This window comes from Verrucomicrobiota bacterium (genome assembly GCA_021413925.1).
Classification (GTDB): domain Bacteria; phylum Verrucomicrobiota; class Verrucomicrobiia; order Chthoniobacterales; family UBA6821; genus UBA6821.
In genome coordinates this window covers 54,727-74,892 of sequence record JAIOPL010000004.1, presented here as the reverse complement: position 1 = coordinate 74,892, position 20,166 = coordinate 54,727, and the positions used below count along the sequence as shown (strand labels likewise).

Annotated in this window: 21 protein-coding genes; 11 read left to right on the top strand and 10 right to left on the bottom strand. The window is 55.9% G+C overall.

Annotated elements, in window-relative coordinates:
• Positions 1 to 27 precede the first annotated feature (27 nt).
• From K8R57_02775 to bcp, 8 genes are all read left to right on the top strand, one after another.
• Complete coding sequence (locus tag K8R57_02775) at positions 28 to 990, top strand: ABC transporter permease (protein ID MCE9587220.1); 963 nt, start codon at positions 28 to 30, stop codon at positions 988 to 990.
• A gap of 3 nt (positions 991 to 993) precedes the next feature.
• Complete coding sequence (locus K8R57_02770) at positions 994 to 1,869, top strand: ABC transporter permease (GenBank protein MCE9587219.1); 876 nt, start codon at positions 994 to 996, stop codon at positions 1,867 to 1,869.
• Positions 1,870 to 1,978: 109 nt separating this feature from the next.
• Entirely contained in the window at positions 1,979 to 2,797 is an 819-nt protein-coding gene (locus tag K8R57_02765; protein ID MCE9587218.1) for an ABC transporter ATP-binding protein, read from the top strand.
• Between the two features lie 2 nt (positions 2,798 to 2,799).
• Positions 2,800 to 3,186: a DUF202 domain-containing protein gene (locus tag K8R57_02760; protein ID MCE9587217.1), complete on the top strand. Its 387-nt coding sequence runs from the start codon at positions 2,800 to 2,802 to the stop codon at positions 3,184 to 3,186.
• Between the two features lie 60 nt (positions 3,187 to 3,246).
• Entirely contained in the window at positions 3,247 to 3,996 is a 750-nt protein-coding gene (gpmA, locus tag K8R57_02755) for a 2,3-diphosphoglycerate-dependent phosphoglycerate mutase (protein MCE9587216.1), read from the top strand.
• Between the two features lie 6 nt (positions 3,997 to 4,002).
• Positions 4,003 to 5,880, top strand: a complete 1,878-nt coding sequence (pepF, locus tag K8R57_02750; protein MCE9587215.1) for an oligoendopeptidase F — start codon at positions 4,003 to 4,005, stop codon at positions 5,878 to 5,880.
• Positions 5,880 to 7,070: a PAS domain S-box protein gene (locus tag K8R57_02745; protein MCE9587214.1), complete on the top strand. Its 1,191-nt coding sequence runs from the start codon at positions 5,880 to 5,882 to the stop codon at positions 7,068 to 7,070. The genes pepF and K8R57_02745 overlap by 1 nt, the downstream gene beginning before the upstream one ends.
• Before the next feature lie 145 nt (positions 7,071 to 7,215).
• Positions 7,216 to 7,704 carry a thioredoxin-dependent thiol peroxidase gene (gene bcp, locus K8R57_02740; GenBank protein ID MCE9587213.1) on the top strand — a complete coding sequence of 163 codons (489 nt, stop codon included), beginning with the start codon at positions 7,216 to 7,218 and terminating at the stop codon, positions 7,702 to 7,704.
• Between the two features lie 160 nt (positions 7,705 to 7,864).
• Here bcp and K8R57_02735 read toward each other — a convergent pair whose 3' ends face one another.
• The 3 genes from K8R57_02735 to K8R57_02725 all read right to left on the bottom strand — a co-directional run bounded on the left by K8R57_02735 (position 7,865) and on the right by K8R57_02725 (position 11,326).
• A complete protein-coding gene (locus K8R57_02735) occupies positions 7,865 to 9,337 on the bottom strand; it encodes an NAD(P)H-hydrate dehydratase (GenBank protein ID MCE9587212.1) in 1,473 nt (490 codons plus the stop codon).
• 126 nt (positions 9,338 to 9,463) lie between these two features.
• Positions 9,464 to 10,621 (bottom strand): 4-hydroxy-3-methylbut-2-enyl diphosphate reductase, encoded by a 1,158-nt coding sequence (locus K8R57_02730; protein MCE9587211.1) that lies wholly within the window; start codon positions 10,619 to 10,621, stop codon positions 9,464 to 9,466.
• Positions 10,622 to 10,684: 63 nt separating this feature from the next.
• Positions 10,685 to 11,326, bottom strand: a complete 642-nt coding sequence (locus K8R57_02725) for a L,D-transpeptidase (GenBank protein MCE9587210.1) — start codon at positions 11,324 to 11,326, stop codon at positions 10,685 to 10,687.
• A gap of 140 nt (positions 11,327 to 11,466) precedes the next feature.
• On the opposite strand from K8R57_02725, the gene K8R57_02720 reads away from it, so the two are divergent.
• The 3 genes from K8R57_02720 to K8R57_02710 are packed head-to-tail and all read left to right on the top strand — an operon-like array spanning position 11,467 to position 13,888.
• Positions 11,467 to 11,988 carry a hypothetical protein gene (locus K8R57_02720; protein ID MCE9587209.1) on the top strand — a complete coding sequence of 174 codons (522 nt, stop codon included), beginning with the start codon at positions 11,467 to 11,469 and terminating at the stop codon, positions 11,986 to 11,988.
• Between the two features lie 16 nt (positions 11,989 to 12,004).
• A complete protein-coding gene (locus K8R57_02715; protein MCE9587208.1) occupies positions 12,005 to 12,910 on the top strand; it encodes a LysM peptidoglycan-binding domain-containing protein in 906 nt (301 codons plus the stop codon).
• A 33-nt stretch (positions 12,911 to 12,943) separates the two neighbouring features.
• Positions 12,944 to 13,888, top strand: coding sequence for an acetyl-CoA carboxylase carboxyltransferase subunit alpha (locus tag K8R57_02710; GenBank protein MCE9587207.1), 945 nt, complete (start codon positions 12,944 to 12,946; stop codon positions 13,886 to 13,888).
• On the opposite strand, the gene rsmI is transcribed toward K8R57_02710, so the two are convergent.
• The 7 genes from rsmI to K8R57_02675 form a co-directional block, all read right to left on the bottom strand.
• Positions 13,849 to 14,598 (bottom strand): 16S rRNA (cytidine(1402)-2'-O)-methyltransferase, encoded by a 750-nt coding sequence (gene rsmI / locus K8R57_02705; protein ID MCE9587206.1) that lies wholly within the window; start codon positions 14,596 to 14,598, stop codon positions 13,849 to 13,851. The genes K8R57_02710 and rsmI overlap by 40 nt on opposite strands.
• 64 nt (positions 14,599 to 14,662) lie before the next feature.
• Positions 14,663 to 15,190: a hypothetical protein gene (locus K8R57_02700; GenBank protein ID MCE9587205.1), complete on the bottom strand. Its 528-nt coding sequence runs from the start codon at positions 15,188 to 15,190 to the stop codon at positions 14,663 to 14,665.
• Complete coding sequence (gene bamD, locus K8R57_02695; protein ID MCE9587204.1) at positions 15,187 to 16,362, bottom strand: outer membrane protein assembly factor BamD; 1,176 nt, start codon at positions 16,360 to 16,362, stop codon at positions 15,187 to 15,189. The genes K8R57_02700 and bamD overlap by 4 nt, the downstream gene beginning before the upstream one ends.
• A 423-nt stretch (positions 16,363 to 16,785) precedes the next feature.
• Positions 16,786 to 18,165, bottom strand: a complete 1,380-nt coding sequence (locus K8R57_02690) for a hypothetical protein (GenBank protein MCE9587203.1) — start codon at positions 18,163 to 18,165, stop codon at positions 16,786 to 16,788.
• Between the two features lie 114 nt (positions 18,166 to 18,279).
• Positions 18,280 to 18,720, bottom strand: coding sequence for a biopolymer transporter ExbD (locus K8R57_02685; GenBank protein MCE9587202.1), 441 nt, complete (start codon positions 18,718 to 18,720; stop codon positions 18,280 to 18,282).
• A 33-nt stretch (positions 18,721 to 18,753) separates the two neighbouring features.
• Complete coding sequence (locus K8R57_02680; GenBank protein ID MCE9587201.1) at positions 18,754 to 19,221, bottom strand: biopolymer transporter ExbD; 468 nt, start codon at positions 19,219 to 19,221, stop codon at positions 18,754 to 18,756.
• 21 nt (positions 19,222 to 19,242) lie between these two features.
• Positions 19,243 to 20,082 carry a MotA/TolQ/ExbB proton channel family protein gene (locus K8R57_02675; GenBank protein MCE9587200.1) on the bottom strand — a complete coding sequence of 280 codons (840 nt, stop codon included), beginning with the start codon at positions 20,080 to 20,082 and terminating at the stop codon, positions 19,243 to 19,245.
• Between the last annotated feature and the right edge of the window lie 84 nt (positions 20,083 to 20,166).

Below are 20,166 nucleotides of genomic sequence, written 5' to 3'. Positions count from 1 at the left end.
ATCATTCATAATTCATCTTTTCTGCCAGTGATCTCTTTCATCATCCGCCGTCTCGCCCTCAGCGTGGTGCTGCTTTTTATCATCAGCATCATTTCGTTTTTCATCGTGACCCTCACTCCGGGAAGCCCCTACCCGTGGGGAGAGCTGAATCCGAAGATCTCTGCCGAGGTGAAGGCCAACTTCCGGAAAAAGTTCCATCTCGACCGTCCTCTTCACGAACAGTACGCACTCATCATGCGGGATCTCTTTACCGGTAATTTGCGAAGCATCAAGGATGATCGCCCCGTAATGTCGAGGATCATGGAGCGCCTGCCGGCGACTGTGGCTCTGAATCTGACTTCCATCGTGATTTCCCTTTCATTCGGCACACTTCTGGGAGTCACTGCGGCTCGCTACAGCGGACATTGGCAGGATGCCCTGGGTTCCTTCATCGCCTTTCTCTTCATCGCCTTACCCGGATTCTGGATCACCTATATGGTGGTGATCGCCCTGGTGAAGGGGTTCGGCGTGCCGATCCTGGGGACCCACAGCTACGGGATCGAATTTCCAAACGTCCTTGCCTCGGGACTCGATACCCTCTGGCATCTTCTTCTTCCGGCCACGATCCTGGCACTCGGCGGCATCGCCTCCCAGTCTCGCTATCTCCGGGCCACGATGATCGAATCCTTGCGCGAGGACTACATTCGGACGGCACGCTCTAAGGGACTTTCCGAGGATGTCGTCCTCTACAAGCATGCCCTACGCAACTCCATCCGCCCCATCATCGCCGGGATAGGGATGATCCTGCCGGCACTTATTGGAGGGGCCGTTGTCATCGAAACGATCTTTGCTTATCCAGGTATGGGACGACTCGGTTACGAGGCTGTACTGGAGCGCGACTACCCCACCCTTGTCGCCCTGAACTTCGTTGTGGCGGCCCTGGTGCTTCTGGGCAACCTGATCTCCGATCTCCTCTCGGCAGCCGCCGACCCCCGGGTCCGCCTCGAATAAACCATGCAAGGCATTCAACCTCTCACCGAGATTCCGACGAGAAGGGTCCTTCGTCGATTTTGGGCAAATCCGGTAGCGATCCCCTCGGTTGCGGTTATCCTCTTTTTTGCCCTCGTTGCAGGAGGAACAGTCCTTCTCTCCCTCATGGGGCACGACTGGCTCTGTAATCCCAACGAAACGAACCTCGAGCTAAAGCTTCTACCCCCTTCTCCGCAGCACATAATGGGGACTGATAATCTCGGCAGGGATGTCCTCTCACGAATGATGCGCGGGGCCTCAATCTCCCTCACCGTGGGTCTGGTCGCCGTGGCCGTATCTCTCGGGATCGGTATGGTAGTGGGTGCGATCGCGGGATACTTTGGTGGTATCATCGACCAGATCCTGATGCGCGCGGTCGATGCGCTACTCTGTTTTCCCACGTTCTTCCTCATCCTCACCGTGGTGGCACTGCTCGGGCCAAGTCTTCTCAATATCGTCATCGTGATCGGATTGGTAAGCTGGACCGGAACGGCCCGACTTGTACGGAGTGAATTCCTAACGCTTCGGGAGACAGAATATGTAAAGGGGGCACGCGTCCTGGGGCAGAATGCCTGGCATATCATCACTCGGCATATCCTGCCGAATGCCGCCGCCCCGATTCTCGTCACCGCGGTCCTTGGTATCCCCGATGCAATTCTTCAGGAAGCAGGACTCAGCTTTCTTGGATTCGGAGTCCAGCCACCACAAGCGACCTGGGGGAACATCATCGCCGACGGCAAGACCTATCTCCTCGACGCCTGGTGGCTGAATCTCTTTCCGGGACTCGCCATCCTGATCGCCTCGCTGTCATTCTACCTAGCGGGCGACGCACTGAGGGAGGCTGCGGAGAGCCGCAGCTAGGCAATTATGAAGGATGAAAGTTACTTGCCATCCTCACAACCATTTCCAAGAAAACAAAGGCCTCGGCCTTTCATACTTCATAGTTCATCCCTCATAATTTCTTATCCACATGCTAAAGATCCAAGACCTCCAAATCGGTTTCTCCACTCCCGCTGGCATCGTTCCTGCTCTCAAGAACGTCTCGCTGGAAATCGGCCGCGGAGAAACCCTTGCGATCGTAGGTGAGAGCGGAAGCGGCAAAAGCGTCACCGCCTTAGCCATCACACGCCTCCTGCCGACACCCCCCGCGGTTTATCAGTCAGGAAGCATAACATTTGATGGCCGAGATCTGCTGACTGCCTCGGATGCCGAACTGCGCAAAGTACGAGGGGGTAAGATCGCCTACATCTTTCAGGAACCCTCCACCTCACTGAATCCCGTCTATTCCATCCGCAGCCAGATGGCCGAGATGATCCAGCTTCACCGTCCCGACGTGACGGATATCGATGCCGAGATCATCCGCTGGCTCGATGCCGTCGGCATCGTTGATCCTGCGACCCGACTCCACGACTATCCACATCAACTTAGCGGAGGCATGCAGCAACGCGTCATGATCGCCATGGCCCTCTCGGCCAGACCGGATCTGCTTATCGCCGATGAGCCTACCACCGCCCTCGATGTCACGATCCAGAAGCAGATTCTCGACAAACTCCGCGAACTCCAGCACGATCTCAATATGGCCGTGATGCTCATCACCCACAACTTCGCCATCATCAGGGGCCTGGCCCGCAATGTTGCCGTGATGTACCGGGGTGAGATCGTGGAGTACGGAAAGACCGAACAGGTGCTTAGCCATCCGCAGCATCCCTACACCAAGGCCCTAATCGCCTGCATCCCGAGGCTAGGTGACCACAGGCACAGACTTTCGACTATCGACTCAAATTCCTAGGAATGATACCACGCTATAACGATCTTGCCGCCAATGAGCGGACCTATCTGGCTTGGATGCGGACGGCCCTAGCCCTCATTGCTTTCGGCTTCTTGCTGGAACGCTTCGACCTGCTTGTCCGTTATTTCGCTAAAAGCATGAGCGAGGGGAAGATTTCTCTTATTCCTACCAGCCGACTTCTCGGCTGCGAAGCAGGTATAATCCTGTCGGCACTGGGACTGCTGATCATGCTTATCTCCACATGTCGCTTTGTCATCACCAACCGGAGACTCGAAAGCGAGCAGAAGGAAACTTACAACATCCTCAGCGTCCTGATCACAGGTGGATTTTTTATCATCCTAGCCGTTTTTGTTCTCTTCTACATCGGCAGGTTTTTTAACCTTGCGTGAGGAAAACGCGAGAAAGGCCCAGCCTTTCCAATGGTGGATTTTTCTGGTTAAAATCTAACCATGTACAAACTCGTTCTCATCCGCCACGGCGAAAGCACTTGGAACCAAGAAAACCGTTTTACCGGTTGGACCGATGTCGATCTCAATGCCAAGGGGCTGAATGAGGCCAAAGCGGCTGGTCAGCTTCTCAAGAAGGAGGGATACAAATTCGACCGTTCGTTTGTCTCCGTATTGAAGCGCGCCCTCCGCACCAACTGGTTGATTCTGGATGAGCTGGATGAGCTCTGGATTCCCGTTCAGCTTTCCTGGCGCCTGAATGAGCGTCACTACGGATCGCTGCAGGGTCTGAATAAAGCCGAAACAGCCGCGAAGTTCGGCGATGACCAGGTTCATATCTGGCGTCGCAGTTATGATGTACCGCCACCAGCCTTGGAAAAGAGCGACGAGCGCTTTCCCGGCCATGATCCCCGCTACAAGGATGTGCCCCAGACGGAATTGCCGCTGACCGAGTGCCTCAAGGATACGGTGGACCGTGTTCTCCCCTACTGGCACAACGAGATCGCCCCTGCGGTGAAGCGTGGCGAGAAGGTGCTGGTGACCGCTCATGGAAACACCCTCCGCGCCCTGGTGAAGTACTTCGATAATCTCAGCGAGGAAGAGGTGCTGGCCCTGAACATCCCGACTGGCATCCCGCTTGTCTATGAGCTGGACGACAACCTGAAGCCGATCCGCCATTACTATCTCGGCGACCAGGAGGCAATTGCTGCCGCAGCAGCAGCCGTGGCGTCGCAGGGGAAGGCTCAGAAGTAACAGCTGATGTCTCTCATCTACGGCAGGGGTCATCGGGTCACTTGGATCGCGGATCTCACGGGAGATTCGCAGGTCTCCACGCTCAAAAGTCGTGCCGAAGTCCCTGCCGCTGATACCTGGGATCTGAAACTCATTTTTCCTGATGACGCGGCCTGGGAAGCCGAGTTCTCGGATCTCGCCTCACGCTTCGAAGAGATCAATGCCTTCAAGGGAACACTAGCCAAAAGCGCCGGGGATCTAGCCAAGGCCCTCGAGTTTGAATCCTCCCTAGATCGCTCCAGCGAGCGTCTGAACCAATATGCAGGTCTACGTCTTTCCGAGGACAGTTCGAATGATGATGCCCTAGACCGCGATGGTCGCCTCTCATCGCTCTGTGCTAAGATCAGCGAGACCAGCTCCTGGATCGCCCCGGAGATCCAGGAGATTCCCGACGAGATGTTCGAGAAATTCCTAGCCAATCCCCTGCTTGCCGACTGGCAGATCTCCCTGCAGAACCTCCGCCGTCTCAAGCCCCATATTCTGAGCAACAAGGAGGAACGCCTGATCTCACTCTCGATGCCGGCCGTCGGAGGTCATCACGAGACCTTCTCCCAGCTCACGAATGTCGACATGACCTTCGGTACAGTGCGCGACGACCGAGGTCAGGAGATCGAGCTGACCCAGAGCAGCTTCTCCTCCCTGCTCCAACGCCCCGACCGCATTGTCCGCAAGGAGGCTTTCCAGAAATTCTACACGGAGTTCACGGCCCACCGCTACTCGCTGGCCAGTTCGCTTGCCAGCTCGATCAAGGGGGATGTCTTCCTTGCCAAGGCCCGCCATTATTCATCAGCGCGCGAGGCCTCGCTCTTCGCCGATAATGTCCCGACAGCCGTCTACGACAGCCTGATCGAGGCTGTCCGTTCACGACTTCCCGTCCTTCACAAGTACTACAGCCTGCGTCAACGGCTTTTCAATCTGCCCGATCTGCATGTCTACGACACCTATGCACCGCTAGTCTCGGCGGTTCAAAGCGATGTCCTGTTCGATCAGGCGATCGAAATGGTAGTGAAGTCACTACACCCGCTTGGTTCGGAATATACAAAGACGCTTTCGAGCGGTCTCCGCGAGGAGCGCTGGTGCGACCGCTACGAAAACAAGGGAAAGCGCAGCGGCGCCTTTTCCTACGGGACTTATCAGGGTCCTCCCTACATCCTGATGAACTATAAGCAGGATGTCTTCTCCGATATCTACACGCTGGCCCACGAGGCGGGTCACTCGATGCACACCTGGTACTCCAGGAGAACCCAGAATTTCCAGAACTACCATTACCCGATCTTCCTGGCGGAGGTGGCCTCGACCTTCAACGAGATCCTACTCACCGAACACCTGCTCTCCGAGACCAAGGAGCGCTCAATGAGAGCCTACTTGATCAACCGTCAGATCGATGACCTGCGTGGCACCCTTTTCCGGCAGACGATGTTCGCGGAATTTGAGAAAATCGCGCATGCCGCCGAGGAGTCGGGAGCCGCCCTAACACTGGAGACCTTCCGCAAAATGTACCGCTCCCTCCTCGACACCTACTTCGGAAAGGGGGTCGTGATCGACGAGGAGCTAGAGCTGGAATGTCTGCGTATCCCGCATTTCTACAGTGCGTTCTATGTCTACAAGTACGCCACCGGCATCTCGGCTGCGATCACTCTGGCGGATCAGGTTCTCAAGACGGGCAATACAGAGCGCTACTTCGGTTTCCTGAAGAGTGGAGGCAGTAAGTTCCCGATCGAGACCCTGGCCGAGGCGGGAGTGGACATGCGCTCACCCGAACCGGTCAACGCGGCACTGGCCCTTTTCGAACGTAGGGTTGAGGAGCTCGAGGGGCTTCTTGCCGTACCCAGCAAAACCAACTGATGAATGCCGGATTCATCGACAGGCTTGTCGAGCGGATCCGATTTGTGGAACCGGCCGACATCGGCCACTACCTCCAAATTCTCTCCAAGGAGAAGGGATTCCTGGAGACCATCTTCAACGCCATTCTGGAGGGGGTCATCGTCACCGACCCTCAGGATCACATCATCTACATGAACAAGGCAGCCTGTTCCTTCTTCGGAATGAACGGAGCTGAACATATAGGCAGGAGCCTGGCAGAGGCCATTCCCGGACTAGAACTTAAGTCAGTGGCGCGTCCCGGCGATGTCATGAGCCGTGACCTGGAAGTCTTCTATCCGAAACACCGTTTTCTGAACTTCTACGTGAGTCCGCTGATGAGCGACGAGAAAGAGTTAGCCCAGCGGGAGTTGGTGGGACGCGCCATCATTCTCCGAGACATCACCGAGGAGCGTCTTGAGACTCAGGAGACCATCGAGAGCGAGCGCATCTCCGCAGTTACACTTCTTGCAGCAGGGGTGGCTCACGAGATCGGAAACCCCCTCAACTCGCTCGACATCCAACTCCAGCTTCTGCAGCGTCGCCTAAACAAGCCCTCTCTCTCGAAGAATGATCAGCAGGAGCTGGCGGACTCCGTCTCCGTGGCCCGCAGCGAGGTAAAGCGTCTGGACCAGATCATCACCCAGTTCCTCAAGGCCGTCCGACCGGCTCCCCTGGAGTGCAAGCCGACCGATTTCAATGCCCTGATACTGGAAGCCGTTGAGTTCCTCCGCAATGAAGTGGAGGATCGGGGCATCACGGTGGATCTCTTTCCCGGCAAACATCTCCCCCGTGTCTCCCTTGATGCGGATCAATTCCGACAGGCCCTCTACAATGTGATCAGGAACAGCTTCCAGGCCATGGGAAGTAAGGGACATCTTCGCATCGGCACGGCCTGCGACGACTCCCATGTCTGGGTCAGTATTGGCGACACCGGTGGGGGGATCGATCCCTCAAGAGTGGGCGTGATCTTCCAACCCTACTACACCACCAAGGAGAACGGTTCGGGCTTGGGACTCCATATCGTCCAGCGCATCGTCCGTGCCCATGGTGGCGAAATCATGATCCAGAGCGCAATGGGTCAAGGGATGCTCTTCACGATACGCCTTCCACGGGACGACCGCCGCGTCCGGTTCCTTCCCCCCATCACGGAGGAAAAAGATTCACAGGGATAAAGGAGATGAAGGTGATCCTGAGCAATCAGCAATCCAGTCTCTCTTCAATCCACTTGTTTCTTAATCCCTTTCATCCCCTTAATCCCTGTGATTTCTTTCCTGTCTTCCTGATTTCCACATTAAACATCACCAACCATTCAATCCCATGAGCACACTCCAAGTCGGCGACAAGGCCCCTTCCTTCACCACTACCGCCGTCGGCGGGATCTATGGCAGCGGAACACCCTTAAAGCTCACCGAGCTGAAAGGACAGGCCGTCGTTCTCTATTTCTACCCGAAGGATGACACGCCGGGATGCACCACGCAGGCCTGCGAGATTCGGGATGCATGGAAAGAGATTCAGTCGACAGGAGCGGCCCTATTCGGCGTCAGCATCGATCCAGTGAAATCCCATGGAAAATTCATCGCCAAGTTCGACCTTCCCTTTCCCCTGTTGAGCGACACCGACAAGTCGATTGTCGAGGCCTACGGAGTCTGGGTGGAGAAGTCGATGTACGGCAAGAGGTACATGGGCACGGAGCGCAGCACCTTCATCATCGATCCCAAGGGTACGATCGCAGCCATCTTCCCCAAGGTGAAACCGGCCGAACACGCCGGTCTTGTGGTGAAAGCACTGAAAGAGCTAAGGGATTAAAGATTTTATCGCGTAGAGGCGCGAGGCGCAGAGAGGTGGTAACATTTCTCAATAGAGGCATCTCGCTGCGTAGAATAATCCCTTTCATCCCCTTAATCCCTGTGAATTCATTCCTCCTCAGCGTCTCTGCGCTCTGCGGGAGAATCTCATCTGCCCTTTTTCAGTAGTCCCCGTTTCGGAGCGACTTACAGGCCTCGCCGAGGTAGCTGATCACCGAAGTGGCGGAGAGTGATTCCTGAGCATCTGAGCCGTTGAAGATGGCTAGCTCGGCGGCACGTCCGCAAAGCCATGCTCCAAGCATGGCAGCCTCACGGCAGGATTGCCCTGATCCTATCAAGGCGGCGCAAACACCCGTCAGGACATCTCCCATTCCTCCGCTCCCCATGCCCGGGTTGCCAGTGCTGTTGAAAACGGGTGAGTTTCCCTTCTCCGCAATAATCGTGCGAGATCCCTTGAGAAGCAGAGTCACAGGATAACTTTCGATAAAGTCCGTTGCCCAATTTCGACGGGTCCTTCCGTCTCGGGGAGCAAGCCGCTCCATCTCACCCGGGTGTGGAGTGAGAAGACGGGGACCAGCGCACTGAGAGAGCAACGAAGGATTGAAAGCAACTGCATTGAGTGCATCGGCATCGACCACGCAGGGGATCCGACTGTCGCGGACAAGTCCCCGTAATTCCTCATGATGCTCCGCTCCGAGACCGGGCCCAAGGGCTAGGACATCCAGTTTCTCCGTTGGAATTTCGTTATAGGAAGCAATTCGCTGGACCATCACTTCCGGAATGCAGGTCGAGGCCAGAAGATCGTGGCACTCCGGCAAGGCATAAAGAGTCACCAGTCCTCCACCGGCATGGAGCGCCGCTGCTGAGCAAAGCTGTGCAGCACCCAGGAAGCCACTCGATCCGGCCAAGATCCCGATATGCCCATAGGTTCCCTTGTAGGAGTCATAGTTCCTGATTGGGAGAAGAGACCGGAGAGCTAATGCCGTAGAAATACTGGCAGGATCACCCCCCTCTATCGGAACTCCGGGCAACTCAATCAAGGCGATGCGACCCACAACAGCCGTGGCAGCATCAGCGACGAGGCCGGACTTTACAGCTCCGATTGTCACTGTCAGATCAGCCTGCACGCATCCTCCGGGTATCTCTCCTGTCGTGGCATCCAGACCGGATGGAAGATCAACAGCTACGGTATATCCTCCCGATTTTCTGCGCAGAGCGTTCATCTCATGGATCAGCTCCTGGAAAGAGCTACGAGGAGCACCGGAAGCACCGATGCCCAATAATCCGTCCAGCAGCAGTAACGGTCCTCTTATCTGCGGGATAGAATCGATGAGTTCAGCCCCATGAAGCGCCAGGAGATGGAGCCTCGAAAGTTCAGACATTTCAGACTCGGGAGCGGCAAGACGGATCAGTATCTTCCACCCCTGATTGAGCAGATGCCTCGCGCTAACAAGGCCATCACCGCCATTATGCCCCTTCCCGCAATAAAGCACGGCGGTACCGGGATAAGGAAAGAACTGGCCGATACACCTCGCAATCCCCTCACCTGCAATCTCCATAAGCCCCTCGGGAGTAGCCCCATTGCGAAAAGCCAGTTCCTCAGCTGCTTTCATCTGTTGGGCTGTGAGGATCATGGGAACGGAAAAGATCACTCGCGCAGAGGCGCAGAGAGGAATGGAGCTAAATCTTTCATATCGACCATCTCAGCAACTTTTTTCAGTCTCTGCGCCTCTGCGCCTCCGCGCGAGACTTTCTTAAATTCAGGCGCTAGGAAGAGTTTCACCACGAAGGCTCAGCACTCGTAGCATCACCTCCTCGATCAGGTTATTCGGACAGGAGGCGCCAGCCGTGATTCCGATCCGTGCATTACTTCCTACCTGAGGAAGCCAGGAGACTTCGGAGGAGATCTCTTTCTTCTGATGCAGATCGAAGTGACGGATCATGTTGGCATTCTCCAGACACTCCTGATTCCGGATGAAATAGGTCGGCACGCTCTGCTCACCCATCTCGGCCAGGTGGGTTGTGTTAGAGCTATTGTAGCCACCGACGACGAGAAGCAGGTCGAGAGGTTGGAGCAGCAGTTCCTTGAGGGCGTCCTGCCTCTCCTGGGTGGCACCGCAGATCGTGTCAAAGAGTCGGAAGTTCTTATCGCTTCCATCCCGCAGAGTAATGGCCTCCTTGAGCTTTCTCTGCACGGCTTCGGTCTCCTCCCGAAGCATCGTTGTCTGGTTTGCCACGCCGATACGTTGGAGATGAAGATCGGGGTCGAATCCCTCGGAGAACCTTTCCTTGAACTCACAGAGAAACTCCTCACGACTGACTTTGCCTAAGATGTAGTCGCAAACACGATCGGTCTCTTCAAGATTCAGGACGATCAGGTAACGCCCGTTTCCGTTGCCCAGGGCGCGCGAGGCTGTGGCGCGGGTCTCCTCATGCGAGGCCTTGCCATGGATGATGGAGGTGACCTCCTCAGTAGCATTCTGCCTGACCCTCTTCCAGACACTCATGACATCGCCACAGGTAGTGTCGACGATCCGGCAGCCATGACTCTTGATCTCCTCAACAAGAGGAACCGTTGTTCCAAAGGCCGGCACGATCACGACATCTTCCGGTCCCAGGTCCTCGACATGAGGGCGTCCCGATTCATCCAGAAGATTCCGGATCCCAAGAGCGGCGATCTGGGCATTCACCTCGGGATTATGAATGATCTCGCCGATCAGGAAGAGACGGGCATCTGGAAAGACCTTCCGGGCAGCATAAGCGAGATCAATGGCTCTCTCGACGCCATAGCAGAATCCGAACTGCTTGGCCAAGCGAAGTGTTGTCTTCCCAGCGATCAGGACGGAACCGTCCGCGCGCACTCTCTCGACAAGACTGCTGTGGTAATGATGCTCCACCTGCTCCTGCACCCGCGCCATGACCTCCGGGGTCCGGAGGTTCACTTTCGCAGAGGCTGCAGGAGGAATGCTCAAACGTTATTCCTACTGCAAGACCGCAGCCTTGATCTTTTGGAAATAACTGGGCGAAGTCATTTCCCCGTTCGGGAGGTCTGGGTCATTATAATCCTGCGGGCGGGGAGTCTTTGCGCCCAAAGTTGCATCCTCAGGCTGGGTGTTGGCAATCTTCACTGGTGTACCAACACGGGTCAGCTCCCAGAAATCTCCAGCATCATTGGCATGGAGGCGGATGCAACCGTGCGTCTTGGGCGTCGGCCAGACCCATCCCTGGTGGAAACCATAGCCGGGAGCGAATTCAACCCAATAAGGCATCGGATAACCGACATACCGGCCCTTGGCGCTGCCTGCCTCACAAGGAACAATGGCATCCCTCATCACGGCAAATCCATAGCTGCCTGAACGCTTATTTCGCTCCTTTCGGGTGACGCAGAGGTTTCCTTTGGGGGTGGGCTTGGATGGCATGCCGACGCAGCAGGCCGTCACAAGAAGGGGCCTGTTCCCCTCCATGACATAGACCATTTGCTTGGAGAGTGAGACCTTCACCACGACCTTGGAGGAATCCTTGGGCTTGTAGGCGGGTTGATCATAGGTGGATCGTTGAATTAGTTGGGCGCAGCCTCCGAGGAAAAGGGTCGGGAGTAGTAGGATGGGAAGAAATTGCTTCATCCCATTATGAAAACCCGAAAAGGGAAGTGTGTCAAATCGAGGACTCCTTGGAATGGGGTGATTGCTCCCCCCTAATGAATCGCAGGGCATCGTTCTTTTGACGTTTTCCGAATGAAGGCCTAAGGTAATCCAACAGATTGATGATCAAGACAGATGATTTTAATTACGCGATGGAGAACACCCGCGTGGTGGTGGCTCCCAGCACGGCGATCGAGACCTATGGACAGACCAGTTTTCGATTCCGACTCGTGACCGAACCGATGGACGAAGTCGGAACGGTTCGTCTCCGTCAGGGGATGATCCATGCAGAGCGGCCCAGAATTCTAGCGCCGCACTATGTCAGCAAGCTATTCCTGGAGGGATTCGGCGAAAGGGCGCGCGACTTCGCCGGATGGATGGAGGAACAGAAGGATCTCCATTTTCTTCGCTACGGGTTTTCCCTCCGCAAGACGGACTACTCAGAGAGCATCCTCCGAGAATCTAAGGATGACCTGATTGACAGACTGACGCAGCAGCTCCGGAGCGATGACGACCCCATGGATACCCTCATTGAGGGTGTCGACGAGGGATGGGAGGTCTGCCTGATGAAATTCACCATGGACCTCATCCAACGTTCCGCCGGCAGCAACCTTGCGGAATGGAAACGGCGCGGCCTGCTCTAACGGAATCACCAATCTCATGCGAACCTTCAAAACCCTAACCCTTCTTCTTCTCGGCTTACTGATTTTCGGCTCAGCCGGCTATTTTGGCTACCAACTCTTTATCAAGCCGGGGCGCTTGGAGAAGAAAGAGAAGGCCGCAGCCATCGCAGCAACACCAACGCCCACTCCGGATCCGGGAGCCCATGAACTTCAGCATCTGAAATCGCTCCGGACAAGCGGTGATAGCGTCGGAGCCCGTGACGGGTTGAAAGCGTGGATCGACTCCCATCCCGAGTCTCCACTTCTGAAGGAAGCACGTCAGGAGTTAGGCTCTGCAAATTTGAGCCTGCTGTTCCAGCCATCCGGGAATACCGAGGTCATCACCTACACGGTTGTCAAAGGAGATTCGCTCGCCAAAATCGCCTCCAAGCAGAAGTCGAATGCCGAATTAATCCAGAAGGCTAACAGCCTGTCCGGTATCAACCTCCAGATCGGCCAGCAACTCGTCATCCCCTCACTGAAGTCATCCTTGGAACTTGACCGCAAAGCCAAGAACCTGACTCTTCTCGATAATGGGATCTTCGTGAAGGAATACTCCCTGCTCTCCTCGCCTCAAGCACCCATGAAGACCGTGCCTGCTGTGAACACCAAGATCCTCGAAAAGATTGCCAACGCAGAAAACAAAAGAGTCGCTTTCGGAGACAAGGCATACGCCCAAAGTGAGCGGATCATTCTTCTGGCAGGGAATTCCTCCATTGTCGGTTTTGATATCCCGGCACAGAGCCCCCAATCGACTACTCCTAGCGCTCAGACTGGGACCAATACCTCCCCCTCTCCGGCACCATCTTCTCTTCCTCTTCCAGGTGGCTATGTGCTCTCCAAAGAGGATCTCCTTGAGATTTTTCCGCTCGTCTCACGGAACACTCCGGTCATCATCCATTGAACCTTTTTTCACAGACGCCAACTCCTTCCCTACATGAATGTACAACCCCTCGATTTTGAACTTCCGATTGCCGATCTCGAACGCCGTGTGGCCGATCTCGCTGAGAAGCGTAGCTCCGAGGATCCCCTCCTGGTCGCCGCCCGCGAGGATCTCGAGAAGGAACGCAAGGCCCTCTACGGCAACCTCACTCCCTGGCAGCGAGTCCAGATCGCCCGCCACGCCACACGCCCTTATTTCTTGGATTATGTCGCTGCCTGCGTGACCGACTTCGTGGAACTCCACGGAGATCGCTTCTTTGGTGATGACAAGGCGATGCCCGCCGGCATTGGCCGTATCGGAGGCCACCGCTGCGTGATCATCGGCCAGCAAAAGGGTCGTGATGTGAAGGAGAATGTCCTCCGCAATTTCGGCAGCCCCCATCCGGAGGGCTACCGCAAGGCCCTTCGCCTCATGAGGATGGCGGAGAAGTTCTCACTGCCCGTTGTCTGTTTTATCGACACGCCGGGCGCCTACCCAGGGGTCGGTGCAGAGGAGAGGCATATTGCGGAGGCTATCGCCGTGAATCTTCGGGAGATGATGTCCTTGAAGACACAGATCATCTCACTCGTGATTGGCGAGGGTGGCAGCGGTGGGGCTCTCGGTATCGGCGTGGCGGACCGGGTCCTCATGCTGGAGAACTCCTACTACTCGGTCATCTCCCCGGAGGGATGCGCGGCCATCCTCTGGAAGCATCGCAAGCACGCTCCGGAGGCCGCAGCGGCTCTAAAACTCACTGCCGATGATCTTCAGGAGTTCGGTTTGGTCGATGGGGTTCTCCCGGAACCTTTGGGAGGAGCGCATCGCGACCCTTCGCTCATCTACGCGACAGTCACCGAGACGATTTCGGCCGCTATCACGGCACTGAAGGAGATCCCAATGAAAAAGCTGCTGGAACAACGCTACGACAAGTTCCGCGGCATGGGCGTCTTTTCAGAGTAGCTCTTTTTACGGCCCTTTCCCCCAGCCTCTTCAGTGATACCCACAGAGGGGTGGATCACCAGCGTGACCTCCCCGCGTGGGGGATTTTCAGTATAGTGGGCAGCAAGTTCCGCCGGCGTGCCATGACGGTATTCCTCATGGATTTTGGTGAGTTCTCTGGAGACACAGAGACGGCTTTCCGGAGATAGGAGAACAAGATCCGTAAGGCAGGCAACCAAGCGATAGGGTGATTCAAAATAGATTCCCGTCATCCCGAGTCCGATGGCACGGCGGAGCTCCGATCGCCTTCCCGAACCCGACGAGGGAAGGAAGCCTCCGAAATGAAACGGGACAGGGGGGAGACCACTTCCGACAAGCGCCGTGGTGACCGCGCTAGGACCGGGAAGAACGGTGTATTCGACTTTTTCCTTGATGCATTCCCTGACAAGGCGAAATCCCGGATCACTCACCGAGGGGGTCCCCGCATCGGTCACCAGACACAGTTTCTCGCCTCTTCTGAGACGTGCTATCAATTCAGGAAGGCGTCTTTCCTCATTATGCTCATGGAAACTAATGAGGGGCTTGCGAATCTCCAGATGAGCCAGTAGCTGGGTCGTCCGGCGCGTATCCTCGGCGATGACCCCATCACAGCACCGCAAGGCCTCGATCGCCCTCAATGTGAGATCACCGAGATTACCAATCGGCGTGGCGACTAGCGTCAGGGGATGCAACTCCGATTCTTTCCCCAACTCTGAATTTTCAGGTTTCAAGTTTCAGCTTTTCAGCTTTTTCACGTTACCATCCCTCGGAAACCTTGCTCACCAGACCCACGGCCATACGCTGGGCAGCAATCGGGTAATTCATGTTCTGAGTGGTGACGAGGTCTGAGTTGACAAGATCGGACTCGGTGAAGAAGGGAGTAACCCCTGTGGCGGTGCCCTTCATCAACTCAGCCCCGGAAACACGGTCGATCACCCGATAGGAGACCCTCAGCGTCAGTTCAAACTCGGAGGTTTGAAGCACATTGCTTGAGAAGACGCGCATCGGTTGCTTCTCCACACTCACAATCGTACCCTCGACGATGGCGTCCGCTCTGTCCGCAGACTCGACCCGATAAGTTCCATCCTTCTGGAACTGCTTCACGACGGCATCAGCCGTCTGCGCTTCGAGTCTGGGCATGAGTGTTGAGTTCTTAAAGGTGTTCACCGCAAGTGTCGAGACGCGGCGCATCGGCGTCGGCTTGATCTCTCCCAGATGATAACCGCAACCGCCAAGAGCCAGAAAAAGCGGAAAAAGAAGTAGGATTCTGAGCTTCGTCATCATGGCGTGAGAGGGGTTTTCTGAGCGGGTGTCTGAACCGGAGGCTCCTGCAGGGGAATGGGCTGTGTATCGCGTAGGTCTCCCTTCATCTTTGGTTGAGGCAGAGGAGCCTCCTCCGGAATGACATCCTTTTTCGGCGGCCCGTCATAATTCGCAAGGGCCGTGGACTCGACCTGTGCCTGAAGACGACGGCGCTCGGCAAGACGCTCCCCGTTCTCCGGACGCTCCTGTCCCACGCGCAGCGAATCCTCACCATAAAGAGCCTTCAGCTCATCCAGACGAGTCTTTGCCGCAGTCGCCTCCTCGCTCTGAGGGAAGCGACGGAGGACATCGTTGTAATAGATCGAGGAGGCCTTGAAATCCTTGTTGAAGTCATAGAAGCGCGCGACTCGCAACGTATCGGCCGATTCCTTGGAGAACATCGTCTTCATGTTCTGGCCGGCCTGCTGGACCTTCTCACTATTGGGATACTGCAGCAGGAAATCCTGATAATTATTCTGAGCCTGCTTGAGAGCGGAAAGATCCTGTGACTTTCCCGTCATCCCGAGTTGCTGGTAGACATAGCCGACCTGGTAGGCGGCCGAATCACAGGCGGCACTGTTGGGGTACTTATCGAGCACCTTCTGGTAGGCGGCGATCGCCTCCTGAGCTTTACCCTGCTTTTGAAGCGCAAGGCCGAGATTGAACTGAGTGATGGCGGCGTGCTTGCTGTAGGGCGAGACCTTGAGGATCGCCTTGTACATTTCCTCGGCTTTCTCCATGGAGGGAACCATGGGGATCCCGAGAAACTTCACCTTCATTCCCTTCAGGAATTCATTCGCGATGTTGATCTGGTCGGCGACCGACTCTTCGAAGTTCGGTGTCTGCGGATATTTTTGGAGAAGGGTCTGGTATTCCTTGAAAGCAGCTTCGAAGTTCCCCTTCTTATTGAGCTGCTTGGCCAGTTTGAACTGGGCCTCGGGAGCCTCCTTGCTCTTGGGATAGGTCTTGGCAATGAACCGGTAGGAGGTGATCGCCTTCTCCGTTTCATTGGAGGAAACCAGCGCATCGGCAGCGGCAAGATGATCGGCAGCCGTTCCGAAGGAAATCAGCGTGTTGGTGATGGCCTCTGACTTGATAAGGCCCTCGGATTCGGCATGGAGGGAAGAAGAGATGCCTGCAAGAAGAACAATCACCGGCAGACATTTCAAGAGCCCTTGCCTAAATGAAAAAATACATCCTGTTGTTGTCATCCGAGTCTGAAACGCTAGGGAAAGAGACCCTCCATCGTCAAGAAAGCGCTCAACATAGAGACAGCCGCCAGCGCAGTTGGTTGACCAGGAGGCGCGCGGGAGAGGAAGCAAGAGCCCAAGACCTCAAAAGAACACTAATGCAGAGCCCCTGCCTGCTCGCTCTACCACTCCGAGTGTCAACCTCAGATGAGCCTTTGCTATTTCCGCTGAGTTGAAATAGCCCTTCTCTCACCATGGTCGAAACTTTTTCACGAGCTCGCTCGCATCAGGGGGCTACCTACTATATAGCCTATCGCCATCCCTCGACAATGCCCTCCCGACAACCAAGGGATCTCTGAGTTCCGGATTCCTTGACTGATCGCTTAGCTACTTTTGCGCGGGGAAGACTATGGCCTCCTCCACTTTGGGTCCTTTTGGGTTCACAATCCTCCAATTGCGAGCGTTAAGGGGATCCTTCGGCTCGACCTTAACAAACTCAGGGAACGGCAGGCCACTCTTGACCTGAAAGATGGGGCGCTGTATACCCATTACGGGATCGGGCGGATAGGTTTTAGCCGGGGTTTTTTGCACGATCTGTAAAAACTGACGGTATTCGCCACGGGCAGCTTTAAACATCACCAGGAGATCGATGGAATAGGTGCGACCGGCAGTAACCTTGATGGGCAGGATTGTTTGCCCGACGGAGATGAGATTTTTTACATTTTGAGTTGGTGCATTAATGAAGATATTCTTCTCATCAAAACGCATTGCATAAAAATAGTTACCACCTCCGGTCTGTACAAACACGAACTCACCATCCCTGGGTGCGGTGACCTTTCCGGTGTAATGAACGATGAAGAAGCCGGGCTTGACGCTGGTGTCGGCACCGAATGCCTTGAGAACCTCGGTTTGTGTCAATGCTTGAGGTATCCAAAACTGGTAAGCCGTGATGGTGTCCTTGGCCTTGTAATACTTCTTCTCAAGCAGCTTCGGATCCCATTTTGACTCCATGAAGGCGATGACGTCTCTGATGATCTTATAATCACAGAGCGCCTCGGCGGTAGCCCCTTTGTCAAAGTCCTCACCGATATCGGTTTTGGTACCATTGGGTGTCTGCTTGAGATCGTAGAGATTGACCTTGAGACCGGGGACGTTGACGGCTCCCTTATAACCGAAAGCGGTGAGTCCTCCGCCAGGCATCGAGGCGCCGCCGCCCGCGGCACCCCCAGCGGGGGCCCCCACTCCAAGGCTCCCGCTTCCCAGACCGCTCATGACGGAGGCCATCACATCGGGACCGGAGCTGGAGCTCATCTCCATGGCGGGGAGTGCTATGGAGGCATTGGCCGCCGTGGAAGTGATGCGCTTGGAAACACTCGGGGCGCTGGCCGTGGCCTTGGAGAGCTTGACCTTGTGCTCGACGGTCTTGGGACCGGCCGAACTCGGCGGAGGCGCGGTGAACTTGAGCTTCTCCTTCCGCCCCGCCACGACCTGGACAACCAAGACGGTCGCTCCGCCAATCAGCAGGACGTGCACGAGGAGACTGAGGACAAAGAAGCTTCCGCTCCAGGCCATCCAGCGCTGCCAGAGGTTACGCTTCAGGGGATGAGGCTCGGAGGGGGCGACGTGGAGATCCACAGCGGAGGCAGGGTGGACAGAGTGGTGGGTGGTTTCAGGGACTTCGGGCACGACATGCTCCGCCGTCGCTGCATCCTCGGCCGCAGGAACGGGTTCGGAGGCGGATGTGGAATGGTCGGGTGTGGCGGACATGGGGAATTATAAGGCTGTAAGGCTGAAACCTGAGGGAGGAGGGTAAGAAAGTGAAAGGGTGAAGGGAATCGAGAATAGGTCAGAGGTCTAAGGTTCTTGATTTTGCCTATGAACTCACTCCTCGTTGACATTGAAGGTCACATTGGTGATCTTGGCCGCCGCGAGGGCATTGAGGACGTCGATGGTGCGGCTGTACTTGGCGTGCGCATCACTGTTGATGGTGACGACCGCGGGTTGCTTGGCGTTATCGGCGTTTTCCTTCAGACGCATCAGCGTGGCGCGCAACTGCGGGAGATCAGCGCTGGTCGGTGTGTCGAAGGGTTCATCATTGAGGGAGACTTCCCCCTCGTCAGTGATGCCGATGATGGTCTCGTCATTGAACTCGGTTGCAGGGGAGTTCTCTGCACTGCCGGGAAGCCGGGTGGTGAGTTCATTCTCCACCTTCACCGCCCCCGCCATGACCATAAAGAAGAGCATGATGACGAAGACGACATCCACCATCGGCGCGATCTGGAAGCCCATGGTCCCGTCATCTTCGTTCACAAAGGGCTTCATAGGTGGCGGAGCTTTTGATCGAACTGAGTTTTCTCAGTCATGATTGACCGAGGAGAAGGAGATGTCGGAGATCCCGGCCTCGGCGGCCGAGTTCATGGCCTGGGAAACAAAAAGAGCCGGAACATCGCGGTCACCTCGGATGACAAGGCGAAACTCCGGGTTCTGGCCCGGCTTGGAGGCCGCCATCTGCTCACCCAGAAGTTTGGCCGCCTTAAGAGGTTCCACGAACTCAGATGCCCTTGAGTAGATGTGGTCCTGGAAGTTGAAACTAGCCCGACTGGTCGCAGGATCCCAACGGACATTCACCACGGCCTCGGAACGGGAATCGTCCTTTTTGGCGGCCTCGGGAGCAAGGGGGAGCTTGATGGTCTTGTCGATGTTGAGAACCTGGGCGGAGGTGATGACCATGAAGAAGATCAGGATGACCAGCAGGACATCCACCATCGGCGCGATCTGGAAATCGGGCTCTCCCTTTTCTAGTCCTCCTCCTCCTCCTGCCATGGCGTGATGAGGGCGGGGAGGTTAGGCCGCGGCGGGCTCCTCTGCTGGCGGCTCTTCTGCTGCTGGCTCCTCGTAGACAATCCAGTTGGGAACGTTCGCGTAGATCTCCTCACCGCTTATGTGAACGCCGGCAAGGACATCATAGGGCATCTTGCGGAAGAGTTGGTTGATCACATCCTGGATGTGATGCATCGCCGAGGTGGAGCGGCTTCGTAGGAAGTAAAACATGCCGAAGGCAGGAATCGCGATGACGAGACCGCTCGCCGTGGCGACCAGCACCTCGCCAATGGCACCCGAGAGGCTGGAAGGGTCGCCGATGCCGGAACTCCCCAAGGTGCTGAAGGCCTTGATCATACCAGTGACGGTTCCAAGCAATCCTATCATCGGAGTGACAACACCGATGACGGAGAGGTAGTTAATCTGTGTGCCGAAGGAGGCGCTCTCCTTGTGCATTTCCGAAACCATTCCCTCCTCAACCATCGTCTTTCCATCCCCAAGCAGCGAGATACCGACGCGGAGAACATTCGTCAGGGGAGACTTGTTGTCGCGGCAGAAGGTGTAGGCTCCGACGTAGTCTCCGGCCTGAAAGAGACGCTTTACCTCGGCTTCAAACGCCGGAGGAGCAGTCTTCTTGATGGATGTGCGCATGACGCCGTCCGTGGCAAGATAGACGGTGAGGATCGACATGATGCCGATCGGGAACATGACCCATCCCCCCTCAACAAGGGTCTCAAGCAGGGTCTTGGAATGCGCGGCCTTGGGGTCTTTCTTTCCGGTTTCTTCAGCCATGACGGCAGCTGAACCGATGAAGAGAAATCCGATAAGGAGGCTGGTGCTGAGGAGGCGACGTGGGGAGTTCATTTGCTATCTGATGAAATGTATTCAACTAAGGGCTTCTTTCAACTTGAAAACTAACCAGGAGAGAAAAAGAGAAAGCCGCTGCAG